Genomic DNA, 13,329 nt, shown 5'->3' with positions numbered 1-13,329 from the left:
GCTAAATAACAAATTTTGATTTTAGTGTGTAAAAAAACAAAAGTTTTTCTTATTCATAGAAGAATTTTTTCCTACTTTACCTAACCTGTAAATAGGAGTACACTAGTTCGTAGTATTATTTTTGAGGTCATTATGTTGAAATTCCAATTGTGTGCTCTGTTTTTATTTGGATACATCGCGATTGTTTTCGAACATATTGTGCGAGTCAATAAGTCTGCTGTAGCACTGGCTATGGGAGGTTTGATGTGGCTAGTTTGTTTTTCTCATATACAACATGCTGATCATATGATGCTAGCTGAAGAAATTGCTGACATGGCTCAGGTCATTTTTTTCTTATTCGCGGCGATGGCTATAGTGGAACTTATAGATGCACACAAAGGGTTTTCTCTTATAGTGCGGTGTTGTTACATACAATCTAGAACTTTATTGCTTTGGGTGCTTATAGGGCTTTCTTTCTTTTTATCAGCTGCTCTAGATAATTTAACTTCTATCATCATTATTATCTCTATTTTGAAACGCCTAGTGAAATCTAGAGAAGATCGGTTACTTTTAGGCGCTATTTGTGTGATTAGTGTGAATGCTGGGGGGGCTTGGACACCTTTAGGAGACGTAACAACAACAATGTTGTGGATCAACAATAAAGTGACTTCTTGGGGAATTATTCGTGCTCTCTTTGTGCCTAGTTTGGTGTGTGTGCTTATTGCGGGAATTTGTGCTCAGTTCCTACTTAAAAAACGCTCTTCGGGAATGATTTCTAAGGATATTGAGATAGAAGGATCACCTAAAAAAAGTGGTTTAATCATTTGTATTGGTTTAGGTTCATTGTTAATGGTCCCGGTGTGGAAAGCATGTTTAGGAGTGCCTCCGTTTATCGGTGCTTTGTTAGGTCTTGGGCTCGTTTGGTTAGCCAGTGATTGGGTTCATTCTCCTCATGGTGAGGATCGTTACCATCTGCGTATTCCTCATATTTTGACGAAGATAGATATTTCCTCAATTACTTTCTTTATAGGTATCTTATTAGCCGTCAATGCTCTAACTTTTTCAAATGTTCTTTCTGAACTTTCTATAAGTATGGATAGAATATTTTCTAGGAACGTAGTTGCTATTTTTATTGGTCTTATTTCAAGTGTATTGGATAATGTTCCTCTTGTTGCTGCGACTATGGGTATGTATCAAGTCCCAATTGATGATACTTTATGGAAATTAATCGCTTATGCGGCAGGCACTGGGGGAAGCATTTTAGTCATTGGATCAGCTGCTGGAGTTGCCTTTATGGGTATCGAGAAAGTTGATTTCCTGTGGTATCTTAAGAAAATTTCTTGGATTGCCTTGGCCAGTTATTTTGGCGGTTTGTTTTCGTATTTTATGCTCGAGCGTATCGCTATGTTTTTTTGATGTGGTTGTTTTTTGAGTAAAAAAATTTTTTAAAACTTTGTTTTAATAAAATCTTTATACCTCTATCATACCACCTCCTTATAAATATTCTCTATTTGGAAGAGAGGTAAATATGAAAATAAAACACATTACAGTCTTGGTTTGTTCCCTGTTACTAGGTTTTTCCTTTTCAGGTTCTGCGAAGACCTTAGTCCACCAAAGCGCATGTGCGGATTTGGATTTTTTAGAACACTTATTGGATATTAAATATGCTCCTAAAGACTGGAAGCATAAGCTTTTCCGTTGGGATCTTAAAGATGTAACAGATCAAGCGCGTTTAAAGATAAAATTAGAGGAAAATCCCTCGATAAAGTATTGCCAAGGGGTTCTTGCTGAGTATATTTCTAGTTTAAACGACTTCCATGCAGGGATAACATTCTTTGCTACAGAGAGTTCTTATTTACCTTATACACTAAAGTTAAGCAGCAATAATAGATGTTTTGTTGTCGACGTACATACATACCACTCTGACATATCTGTAGGTGATGAAATTTTGGAGATGGATGGTGTACCAATTCTGGAAGCGATTGAAAGTATACGTACGGGTAGAGGAGTTCCTTCTGACTATGCTGCAGCTACACGTATGCTCTTTTCGCGTTCTGCTTCTTTGGGGCATCAGGTTCCTGTGGGAATAGCTACGTTAAAAATTCGTCGTCCTAGTGGTTTAACGCGTACGTTAAAAGTGAAATGGCGTCACACTCCTGAACATATTCGGGATTTATCTTTGATATCTCCTTTGGTAAAAAATCCTGTAATAGAGATGAAGTCCCCACGTGCTTTACCTCTATTATCCAGTGTTGCTGACAAATGTTTGTTTACAAATGAAATGGTCCCTTATTTCTGGAACGAATTACGTGAGCAGTATAAACGTGGTTTCTACAGTGATTATAATATTGGAAGTAAAAAAGGCTTTTTCCCTGATTTTGGGAAAGTGACATGGAGAGCCAAAAGTGGGCCATATCATGCTTACATATTTACAGTTGCAGATGACCAAGGGCAACCTCATTCAATCGGATTCCTGAGAATTTCTACATATTCTTGGACCGATATGGAAGATCGTAGTGTTGAGAATATGAATTCCCCATGGGAAGATTTTAACGAGATCATCGACGTTCTTGAATCTAAGTCAGAGGCTTTAATTATCGATCAAACAAATAATCCTGGTGGTAGTGTTTTCTATCTTTATGGGTTATTGAGTAGATTAACGGATAGACCTTTAGAAACACCTAAACATAGAATGATACTAACTCAAAGTGAAGTTCAAGCAGCAGTCAAATGGTTAGAGATGCTTGAGGGTGTTGAAACGGATGAGCAAGCAAGAAATGCTCTTGGTCAAGATATGGAAGGTTATCCAATTGATATGCATGCTGTGGGGTATCTACAAAAATTCTCACACGCAGTTTTAAAGAGCTGGGAAAGTGGAGAGATCAATCTCACTAATCCTATACCTTTATTAGGATTTTCCCATATATGCCCGCATCCTGAGCATCGTTACTCACATCCTATTTGTGTCTTAATCAATGAAGAGGATTTCTCCTGTGGAGATTTATTACCTGCGATTATGAAAGATAATGGTAGAGCTCTCATTGTTGGAACGACTACAGCAGGAGCTGGAGGTTTTGTCTTTACTGTTGATTTCCCTAGTAGAACAGGAATTAAAAGTTGTTCTTTAACAGGATCTCTAGCAGTAAGATCTGATGGTTCATACATAGAGAACTTAGGGGTGTCTCCTCACGTATTTTTAGGCTTTACAGATGCTGATGTGCAAACAGGAAAGTACGGGGATTACATTAGTAATGTAAAACGTATGGTTCTTCAACTTATTCAAAAAGAAGAAAATGCAATGGAAGAAGGTGGGAACACAATAACTGAGTCGTAATAGGCATTACAATATAAAAAATCTTCAGTTATATTAAATAACCTTTAGAAACAATGTTGTTCTAAAGGTTTTTTTTATTAAGCATCCACCCATTTTGGAGAATGTATGCGTAGAGTTATTTTAAGTAACCCTAGAGGATTTTGCGCTGGGGTAGTTCGTGCTATCCAAGTTGTAGAATCTGCTTTAGAGAAATGGGGAGCTCCTATTTATGTAAAACATGAAATTGTTCACAACCGTCATGTAGTTGATGATCTCAAGAGACGCGGGGCAATTTTTATAGAAGATCTTAAGGATGTTCCTCGTGGAGAAAAGGTGATTTATTCTGCTCATGGTATCCCTCCAGAGGTTCGTGAGGAGGCGAAAGCTCGGAATCTTTTTGATATAGATGCGACTTGTGTCTTGGTAACTAAGATTCATTCTGCAGTTAAGCTTTATGCAAGCAAAGGTTATCAAATTATTTTGATAGGCAAGAGCAAGCACGTGGAAGTTATAGGGATTCGAGGTGAAGCTCCCGAGAGTGTCACCGTAGTCGAAAAAGTAGAAGATGTTGAAAACTTACCCTTCAGTGTGAATGATCCTTTATTTTTTGTAACTCAAACCACTTTGAGTTTGGACGATGTTGCGGAAGTTACCCAAGCATTAAAGGTGCGTTATCCTCATATTATTACGTTACCGAGTTCTTCAGTCTGTTATGCTACACAAAATCGTCAAGAAGCATTACGTTCGATACTTCCTAAGGTGAATTTTGTTTATGTTATTGGAGATGTCCAAAGTTCTAACTCTAACCGTTTACGTGAGGTTGCTGAAAAAAGAAATATCCCCGCACGGCTAGTGAATAGTCCCGAGGATATTTCTGATGAAATTTTAAACTATTCTGGTGATATTGCAATAACAGCAGGAGCATCAACTCCTGAGCATATTGTTCAATCTTGTATTTCTAGGTTGAAAGAATTAATACCCGATTTACAAGTTGAAGAAGATATATTTACTGTAGAAGATGTCGTATTCCAACCGCCTAAAGAGCTTCGTACTTAAGAAGTCTTCATTCTTATACGTATTGCGCGTATTGATTTATAGAATATGGTTTTCTATTAGAGAATATGTTTGTTTATCCTTATCGCTCTATATTCAATATCCAAAATTGCTTTTATATGATCTAGCAAAGTTTGTTTATTCTTTATTAAAAAATCCTTACCGAAAGTTGCGTCGTTCTCCACAATCTTCATTATTGAGAGAAGGGAATGTATATGGAGAAACTCCTTGGTTGGCTTTGAATAAAGTGAGTAGGGAATTTGGGGTTACTTCTCAAGATGTTGTTTATGATTTAGGTTGTGGATTAGGAAAAGTCTGTTTTTGGTTTTCGCATATTCTTAGATGTCAGGTTGTCGGTATAGATAATCAGCCCGCTTTTATAAACTTTTCCTCTTATCTACATCGTCTCTTATCTGTACAACCTGCGGTATTTTTGAAAGAACATTTCCATGAAACACCGTTGTCTCAAGCCTCTTGTGTTTACTTCTATGGTTCTTCGTATTCTTTAAAGGTATTAAAAAGTGTTTTAAAGGCTTTGAAAGAGCTTAAACCAGGAAATATGGTTATCAGCATTTCTTTTCCTTTGGATTCTTTACCTGGAGGGGATCAGCTGTTTTTCACTGAGAAAAGCTGCGAGGTCATTTTCCCTTGGGGGAAGACAAAAGCATATAAAAATATAAGGAAATAGCAGCCTTTTATTGGTAGAGGCTACGAACGGCATCATGCTCTGTTTGTAGTATTTGTAAGAGAAAATTATCCATATTTTTCCAATGGTCTTTCACCTCTTCAATCGATCGGGTGATTTCATCATGTTCCATACGGAATATCTCTTTATAGTTTTCTGCGAATGTTCTTGATGCTGTTTCTTTTAATTCATAGATTTTAGACGAGGCTTCTGTAAGTTGTGATAGGGAGGAACAAACTTTTCCGACACCTCTGAAGAAGGTGTGTGCTGTGGCTTTTTTCCAAAATCCCGTATGCTGCTGGATGAATCCAAGAATCTGTTTTCCAGAGATCTCTCCGATGATAGGAGCAGCAGCACCTACAATTCCTAAAGTTGCTGTGGCGACTCCTAACCATTGAGAAATCTTAGCTTGATTTTCATAACTTTCAATAAGTTCTCTGGCTTTTTCTAAAAGATGTTTTCTAGCTTCTAAACGAGCGAGATTATCTTGCTCTCTACTATTCAACATCAGCTTCATAATTTCTGCACAGATTTTGAGAATATCGAGATTCGATACGCGCATATGCATCAATGAGCTCAGCTGAGCCTCTGTAAGGGCGAATTCAACAATCTCATCAGGTAACATACAAGATTGCGTATAACGAAGAGATGTTTGATTAGAAAGCTCTTCAATAGCAAAGCCTTTTTTCTGTTTATGATGATGTTGCTCTTGCTCTTGATGTTCTTGTTGTCCTTTTTCTCCCTGACCTTCTTCTTTTTCTCTCGATTTGGTATCGAGACGTGTTTCCGTAATTTCTTTTTGTACATGGCTGAATAGAGCCAGAGGACTGAGAGAAGAGGTAGAAGGTTTTGGCAAAGAAGGTGAGGATTTTGCAGATTCTTCAGAGGTTTTAGTAGAGTTTTTAGAGCTATGTGCTTTTATTGTTTCCTTGTCGTAGGTGTGAACTTGAACTTTTGTTGGACACAGATGAAGAGAAGACTGATCTCGCATACCTCCATCCTCTTTAGATTCTGGCAGGTTTAAGAGTACGATTGTTGTTTTTTCTATGAGATTTGCGTCTTTAGGAGCTGGACAAGAAAAAAATACTGTACTCGCTTGAGTTTTTTCTTCTTTTGCCGAGGTGAGATTAGAATACAGGCTAGCTTGTTGTAAATAGGGGTTTCTCTCAGTTGAAGAAAATGTATCCAGTGACTTTTGTGAGGAGAGATTTGGTAGGCATGAAGATTTCATCAACATACCATTTTTTGCCATGAGAGTTTCTGAAGGCGCAGGTTTGTTTTGAGGAGAAAATTGTGAAAATACCGAACCTGATTGGTTTAATAAGCTTAGACAGGCATCCGACATCGAACGCAAGATAGCCATCTGACAGCAATCAGGAACACTAACTTCAGCGTCGGTTGTTGACGAGGCTTCAGTTGCCGATGCTGTATCTAGTAAATCGATCTCTGTACTCTCTGAAGTTGTACCGGTTGTTGTTGCACAAGATGCTGTCATAACATTCCTTACAAAAGAATTTACCTTAGAGATTCCAGAAACGTTCTGTCGATTTCTCTGCACAACTGTAACACGTGCGCGAGATTTTCGAAAGAATCATGAAAACTTTCTAAGATTTCTTGAGTACGAGCGATGTAATCATCCCTTTCTAAACTGAGAAGTTCGATTTTTGTTTCAAGAAAAACGTAGTGAGACTTCATTTTGAATAATTTTGAGCGTGTCCACAGCATAGCTCCGCGTAGCAGGCTTAAAGCGCCTTCTAAAGCGGGGGTTATCCCACGCAAGACTCCTTGAACAAATTGGGGTAGCCCGAGACATTCTAGCTTTAAAGTAGCAATGGATAATAGAACTGCTATTACAAAAAGGACAATTCGTACAATTTTCAGTATTTTTTGTTTTGTTTGCCTATCTTTCCCTGGGATTAATTTTTCAATAGCTTCCCAACCATTTAAAGCATCCAATAAGGTGAGTGTTAGTGCAATAAGACCGGATAGTACACCTATCCAAGAGAAAATCCCTCCACCCATAATTACAGAAACAGTAGAGGCTCCCAAGGTTGCCCAGGGTAAAATCCATTCTACAATAGTTGCTAAAGAGCCCCAGCGTTGCGCTTGCTGTTCCTTCTCGATAGATTTTTCGATTTGTTGCATACGCTCGATATGCGTTGCTTCAAGTTCTTTTTGCGTAGCTTCTACACAATCTTTATAGGATGCGTAAGCTGAAAAATCAGAGAGTATCCCTTGTTTTGTGAGTAGGTAACTTAAGGTAAATATACCAATAGAAGGAGGATTAATAATAGGAACAACAGAAGCTGCTCGCGTTTTTTTATTTTTTTGGGATTTTTTAAAGAAACATTTTTGAGAGTGCTGTTTTCCTGGATGCTCATCCTGTGATAATCCTTTGCTATATTTTCCTAGGGGCGATTTTAAAATTAGTCGGTGTTCTTCTTTATTACGAAAATCAGCATCCCGAGAAGAAAGAAATGTCTCCTCGGATCGTGTGTTATATTCTGTATCTTCTGTAGATTCACAGAACGTCTTAGATCTTTCTAAATCATGTTGAGTTTTTGGCTGTTGTTTACATTGTATGTGTGTTTCCGTGTAGGGAGTTTTCTCAGAAAAGACTCTCTTCTCAGTAGCTGCTTCTTTAGATTTTGGCATCATTAAGTCTTTGAGAAGAGCTGTCATCGATTCTTTAGAATTTTTTTGTGAAAAGAGATTCCAAGGAGAAGACGATGAAGTCTGTTCTTTTCTAGGTAATTGTGATGTTAGAGAACTTCCAAATTGTAGGATTTTTTCTCTAGGACTTGCAGGGGTAAGGGGGCGATTTGTGACAACTTGCACATCATCTTTTGTCAGCAATCTCTCACTTTGCTTGTTGATAAAAATTTTTGTTAAGGATTGCCCAGAAGATTCTGTAGCTTGAGTAATAGAATATTTTATGCTTGCAGTGGCTTCAGATTGTTTAGGACTATCTGGGATATACGGCTGTTGGTTTAAGAGGATTTCTGTAGATTGTGCGAGCCAGGAAGACATAGTCAATTCCCCATAGTTATGGGATTATGCATGGTTTTTTATATCCAGAATTTCTGCTTTTAGTTCTTGGTAAGCGCTATGATGTTTGGCACGTTCCCATGCAAGCTCTAAAGCCTTATTTGCGTTCTCGTGTTCGTCCATAAGTGTATAGCAAATGTAAGCATAGTAATGAGGATAGGGATCTTTATCTCTTAATAATGCAGTTACTGCATAGGCATGTAAGGCTTGAGGGTAGAGCTTGCTCATATGTAAAGAAGCTCCTAAAGAAAACCAAAACTTCGAGACAAAAGGATTAAAGAATACTAGCCAACGGAAAGTTTCACTACTTACTTGATATTCTCTATTTAAGTAGGCGTTATAGCCTTCTTTATACACACGTTCTAGTTCTTCTGAAGAGATTTTGAATAGCTTTTGGTACGTATCTAAAGGAAGATCTTGATTTGGAAAATATCCTGCAAGATAACTTTCTAAATCATCAGGAAAAGGAAAATCTTCTTTGCTAGAAGCTGCTATTTTTTCTAATAAATACGTTAAATATGACATTACGGACGCAGGTTGTAAATAAAGGTATCCATGAGTTCTTTGAGAAGTTTCAATACATTGGAGCGTGCCTGGTGACATTGCGAGACTTCTTGAAGATGCCTTTGCATGTCTGTTCTTTCGAGTTGGGTGATTTTCTCCATGTTTTCTTTGCGCATCTGAATATTTTCTTTCAGAAGCTTTTTCTCTTCTTCAGTCCATTGTAACGTATCGGATATGGTGACATCGAGTTTTCTAGCTTGTTCAACAAGAGCTTTCATTTCTGGGTTATCTCTCCAATCAATGGCACCTTTCTCAGAATTGATTTTAGAAAGTAATAGAGTTAAAGTGTCAACATTATCTGTACGTTCTTTAACACGAAGATAGAGTTCTTGAGCTTCAGCTTCCGCCTGTCCCAGGATTCTTGCCATAAGTTTCATAAAACGTATGAATACGTTTTCGATTTTTGGCGTTTGAATGGGAGCATACCCTTGAGTAGGATTCCCCGAAGCAAACAACGACATCGGAGATTGCGCTTTTCTCTTAAAAGTTTTTTCTTCCTCAACGTTGATGTTTCGAGATTGGCGTACGTCTTCAAAATACCGGAGTTGCTCTATAGATAATTGAGAAGATATCTTTTTACTTTTGTCGACGTTAAACTGCGACTTGTAGTGTTTTTCTCTCTGTTTTTCTTGATTATTCTCTTCTTGATGCTGTCCGTTACGTTGTTGATCTTGTTTTTGATCTCGGTCTTCTCGGTCTTGTTTGGACTCTTGAGATTTCGTTGTAAAGATCTGTTGTTCTTTTTTCTCTGTGGTGTAGGCAGGGTAAGATTGATAAGAAATAAGATCACTATCTTTTTCTGTTCGAGGTTGCTGAGATGGTGTAGAAGAATGAGAAGCTCGTGATGTAAATTGTTCTGAGTTATGAAGAATCGTTGAAGAGTTTGCCCAAGGCCGGGAATCAGAAGTTTTTGCAGAAGTATAATTAGAAAACGTTTTTGCGGGCTGTTGTAATGTTTTGGATGAGCCTTGGATGTCTTTTGCTGATCTTGGTGCTACTTCCTGAGGTTCATATCCCTTGTTGAGTAAGCTCTGTTCTTGTTGCTTATAACTCGTTTTTTCTTCGTTAGTTGTTTGAGGAGTTAGCGTTTCTAAAGTTTGCAGGAGGTCGGCGATTTGTATTTCAATATCAATTGTTTCAGGAGATAAGAATACCAAATTATGAGCACAATCTTGAAACAGGTGAGTATTTTCGTTAGCAATCGCAGAAATTTGTGCCAAGGCAAGTGTAGCAAGAGAACTTAACGAAGCTGGTGCTGACCCCTCTGAAGAAAATATAGAAAGTACAACGTCGCCAGCTGCAGTTTTTAAAACACTGCAAGATGTTGAGGCAGAGGACGAAGCAGAGGCGTCTTCCTTTAGAGTTACATTGGTAGACGGGACTGCTGAAGGCAGGGGTGTATTCATACTAATTTTCGCACGAGTAATTTATGGGGACATAGAAGCGATGAAAATTATATAAAACGTAATTTTCCTGCAAGTTTGATTATAAAAGGGTTAGACTATGAGAGAGAATCATAGAGAATATAGGGTTTTCTATTTACAAAAACAGTCAGAGGAACCAAAATGATTTTGCTAGCCATCATAGAGTGTTTTTTTCTGCCCAGGTGGTGAAATTGGTAGACACGCTGGATTTAGGATCCAGTGCTTCGCGGCATGTAGGTTCAAGTCCTATCCTGGGCATTTCAACGCTTTTTCCTTTATAGACACATCATTAAATTCCCATCCGTAGTAAAATAAAATCTAGAGTTTTAGATTTTTTTGAGGAAGTTTATGAAGAAAAAGCTTCTAGCCCTAGCATGTTTCCTAAGTGCTTGTTTTTCTTCAGCTTTTGGAGAAAATTCCTTTGTATCAGAGTCCGCATTCTTAGCAAAAGTGGTTACTGTTTCAGGATTGCAGTTCCAGGAGCAGAATGGTCATGTGCCCTACAGCTTTTACTATCCCTATGAATACGGGTATTATTATCCTGAGACTTATGGAGGATATACTGGAACATCACAAGGAAACGAAGATTGTTATTCTCACCTAGAGAATGGTACATTTTTCTATCAATGTGATTAGGAGAGATTTCTCGGGTGATAGGAAAGAAAGTTTTCCATTAGGGTGTCTGCTGCTACATGTGTATAGACTTCCGTAGAGGCAATGCGCGCGTGACCGAGCATTTCTTGAATTACTCTGAGGTCGGCCTTATTGTCTAATAAATGTGTAGCAAAGGCATGCCTTAGAGAGTGTGGTGAGACGCGTTTGTGGGTGACTTGCTTTGCGTAATAATGGATTCTTTTCCATACGCAAGAACGCTCGAGTTTACGTCCGCGTATAGAGAGGAATAGGTGGTGCTCCTCAGGTTGTTTTTTTTGGAGGTTTTCTCGAAAAGGACATAGATAGGCGTCTATTGCTTCGCTCGCAAGTTTCCCTAAGGGAACCAGTCGTGTTTTAGAACCTTTCCCTGTAACTCGAAGAAAGTCATCGCTAACATCTCCTATGTGTAAACCACAGAGCTCAGATACACGTATACCTGTAGAGTATAGCGTATGGAGAATTGCCGTATCTCTAGTAGAGATCATAGAAGAGGTTGTAGTTTTCTTAGGAATCGCTAAAAGGGTATCCACTTCTTTTGGTGTGAGTACGGTGGGTAGGCGTTTCCAAATTTTAGGATGTTCGATAAGAGGAGGGTGTTCAAGAAGTTTTGCCTCTTTGAGAAATCGGAAAAATACTTTTAAGGCGATCAGACGACGTGCTAAAGTGGCTTCAGCTTCTTTGCGTTTATGTAGCTGATCAACAAATAGATGCACACTGTCTTGAGAGATTTCTGCAATTGATGTAATGGCGTTTATTTTTAGGAATAGAGTAATGTCCTGAATATATGCGGAAATCGAATTGCAGCTAAGACCGCGATCTACTGATAGAAAAAGAGTAAATTGTTCAAGGATAGCATCGCAAAACTGGGCTGAGGTCATAAAATCTAACTTCGGCTGGTAGAGTTTTTAGTATAGGTTTTGGGTAGATTTTAAGCTAGGATGAGGTAGATGATGGATAGAAAAGGCTTTCTGGATAGCCCCTCAACAAAGATATTACAAGATTTGGCTGTTGCGCCTATAGACTTAACTACCCCTGGAATAATTTCACAAGAGCGTGTAGAAAGATTTTCGTTATCCATAGAAGGTTTCACCCTAAGTTATGCTACAGAACGAGTTGATGAAGGTGTTTTATCCGCATTAACGGATTTAGCTTCTGAGCGCGGTCTTGTGGCTTCCATGCAGGCGATGCAAAGCGGGGAGGTCGTCAACTATATTGATAATTTCCCTAGTGAATCTCGCCCTGCCTTGCACACAGCAACACGTGCTTGGGTTAAGGAAATCCCTTTAACAGGAAATGCAGAGGATATTGCTTTAAGATCTAAAATTGAAGCACAACGTTTAAAAGACTTCTTAAGTAAGTATAGAGATGCTTTTACTACGATTGTGCAGATTGGCATTGGAGGGTCAGAGCTTGGTCCTAAAGCTTTGCATCGTGCCTTAAAAGGCTGTTGTCCTTCGGATAAGAAAGTCTATTTTGTTTCTAATATTGACCCTGATAATGCAGCAGAAGTTTTACAGGAGATCGAGTGTTCTAAAACTTTAGTTGTGACTGTATCGAAATCAGGAACTACATTAGAAACTGCTGTTAATGAAGAATTCATTGCTGATCATTTCTTAAAACAGGGTTTAAACTTTCGCGACCATTTCATTGCGGTTACTTGTGAGGGTAGTCCCATGGACGACACAAGTAAGTATCTTGAAGTTTTCCATATTTGGGATAGCATCGGGGGAAGATATTCCTCTACATCTATGGTAGGCGGTGTTGTTTTAGGCTTTGCTTATGGATTTGATGTTTTTCTGCAGCTTCTTGAAGGAGCTGCAGCTATGGATTTAGCTGCTTTGGAACCACACATGGTTGAAAACCTCCCTATGCTAGCAGCAATGTTGGGAATTTGGAATCGTAATTTCTTGCGTTACCCTACCTCAGTGATTGTTCCCTATGCTGCGGGTTTAGAGTATTTCCCTGCGCACTTACAGCAATGTGGTATGGAATCAAACGGGAAAAGCATTGCTCAAACTGGAGAGATCATCAGATTTGCTACAAGTCCGATTATTTGGGGAGAAGTCGGTACCAATAGCCAACATTCCTTTTTTCAATGTCTACACCAAGGTAGCGATATTGTTCCTATAGAATTTATTGGTTTTCTTGAAAATCAGAGGGGAGCAGATATCGTCATTTCTGGATCTACCTCGTCTCAGAAACTTTTTGCCAATATGGTCGCGCAATCTATAGCTTTAGCACAGGGGAGAGAAAATACTAACCCGAATAAGAGCTTTAGAGGAAATCGTCCTTCTTCTCTTCTTGTTTCTGAGAGACTGACTCCTTACACTATGGGAGCTCTTTTGGCTTTCTATGAACATAAGATAGTCTTTCAAGGTTTCTGCTGGGGCATTAACTCTTTTGATCAGGAAGGAGTGACTCTAGGCAAAGATCTAGCAAACCAGGTTCTGGGAATTATGCAGGGGCAGGCTAAAGAGGGGGCGTGCCTTGAGGCAGAAGCATTGTTAAATCTTTTTAACAGTACACAGAAGAAAAAATCCTAAAGCTTTTCACCAGAGGGGAAACTCATTTTCCCTCAGTGTTTTAATAGTTTTTGTGATATAATAGCG

11 protein-coding genes and 1 tRNA gene are annotated in these 13,329 nt (G+C 38.6%); 7 read left to right on the top strand and 5 right to left on the bottom strand.

The annotated features are described in order from the left end of the window. Positions 1-132 precede the first annotated feature (132 nt). From G5O_RS08870 to G5O_RS08855, 4 genes are all read left to right on the top strand, one after another. A complete protein-coding gene (locus G5O_RS08870) occupies positions 133-1,395 on the top strand; it encodes an NhaD family Na+:H+ antiporter (protein WP_006343409.1) in 1,263 nt (420 codons plus the stop codon). A 112-nt stretch (positions 1,396-1,507) separates the two neighbouring features. Then, a complete protein-coding gene (locus G5O_RS08865) occupies positions 1,508-3,313 on the top strand; it encodes a protease-like activity factor CPAF (RefSeq protein WP_006343408.1) in 1,806 nt (601 codons plus the stop codon). A gap of 105 nt (positions 3,314-3,418) precedes the next feature. Continuing rightward, complete coding sequence (ispH, locus tag G5O_RS08860) at positions 3,419-4,348, top strand: 4-hydroxy-3-methylbut-2-enyl diphosphate reductase (protein ID WP_006343407.1); 930 nt, start codon at positions 3,419-3,421, stop codon at positions 4,346-4,348. Further along, positions 4,311-5,033 (top strand): class I SAM-dependent methyltransferase, encoded by a 723-nt coding sequence (locus tag G5O_RS08855; protein ID WP_006343406.1) that lies wholly within the window; start codon positions 4,311-4,313, stop codon positions 5,031-5,033. The genes ispH and G5O_RS08855 overlap by 38 nt, the downstream gene beginning before the upstream one ends. Positions 5,034-5,040: 7 nt before the next feature. Here G5O_RS08855 and G5O_RS08850 read toward each other — a convergent pair whose 3' ends face one another. The 4 genes from G5O_RS08850 to G5O_RS08835 are packed head-to-tail and all read right to left on the bottom strand — an operon-like array spanning position 5,041 to position 10,048. Next, positions 5,041-6,525: a hypothetical protein gene (locus G5O_RS08850; RefSeq protein ID WP_006343405.1), complete on the bottom strand. Its 1,485-nt coding sequence runs from the start codon at positions 6,523-6,525 to the stop codon at positions 5,041-5,043. A gap of 20 nt (positions 6,526-6,545) precedes the next feature. Next, positions 6,546-8,060, bottom strand: a complete 1,515-nt coding sequence (locus G5O_RS08845) for a hypothetical protein (RefSeq protein ID WP_006343404.1) — start codon at positions 8,058-8,060, stop codon at positions 6,546-6,548. Positions 8,061-8,084: 24 nt separating this feature from the next. Next, entirely contained in the window at positions 8,085-8,603 is a 519-nt protein-coding gene (locus G5O_RS08840; RefSeq protein WP_006343403.1) for a SycD/LcrH family type III secretion system chaperone, read from the bottom strand. Then, positions 8,603-10,048 (bottom strand): hypothetical protein, encoded by a 1,446-nt coding sequence (locus G5O_RS08835; RefSeq protein WP_006343402.1) that lies wholly within the window; start codon positions 10,046-10,048, stop codon positions 8,603-8,605. The genes G5O_RS08840 and G5O_RS08835 overlap by 1 nt, the downstream gene beginning before the upstream one ends. 194 nt (positions 10,049-10,242) lie before the next feature. Here G5O_RS08835 and G5O_RS08830 point away from each other — a divergent pair. Further along, a tRNA-Leu gene (locus G5O_RS08830) sits at positions 10,243-10,324 on the top strand. A 90-nt stretch (positions 10,325-10,414) separates the two neighbouring features. After that, positions 10,415-10,702, top strand: a complete 288-nt coding sequence (locus G5O_RS08825; RefSeq protein ID WP_006343401.1) for a putative periplasmic lipoprotein — start codon at positions 10,415-10,417, stop codon at positions 10,700-10,702. On the opposite strand, the gene G5O_RS08820 is transcribed toward G5O_RS08825, so the two are convergent. Beyond that, positions 10,699-11,598, bottom strand: a complete 900-nt coding sequence (locus G5O_RS08820; RefSeq protein WP_013747388.1) for a site-specific tyrosine recombinase XerD — start codon at positions 11,596-11,598, stop codon at positions 10,699-10,701. The genes G5O_RS08825 and G5O_RS08820 overlap by 4 nt on opposite strands. 72 nt (positions 11,599-11,670) lie before the next feature. On the opposite strand from G5O_RS08820, the gene G5O_RS08815 reads away from it, so the two are divergent. Further along, positions 11,671-13,263, top strand: a complete 1,593-nt coding sequence (locus G5O_RS08815; protein ID WP_006343399.1) for a glucose-6-phosphate isomerase — start codon at positions 11,671-11,673, stop codon at positions 13,261-13,263. Positions 13,264-13,329 lie beyond the last annotated feature (66 nt).

Source organism: Chlamydia psittaci 6BC, assembly GCF_000204255.1.
GTDB lineage: Bacteria > Chlamydiota > Chlamydiia > Chlamydiales > Chlamydiaceae > Chlamydia > Chlamydia psittaci.
This window is presented reverse-complemented; position numbering and strand designations above follow the sequence as displayed.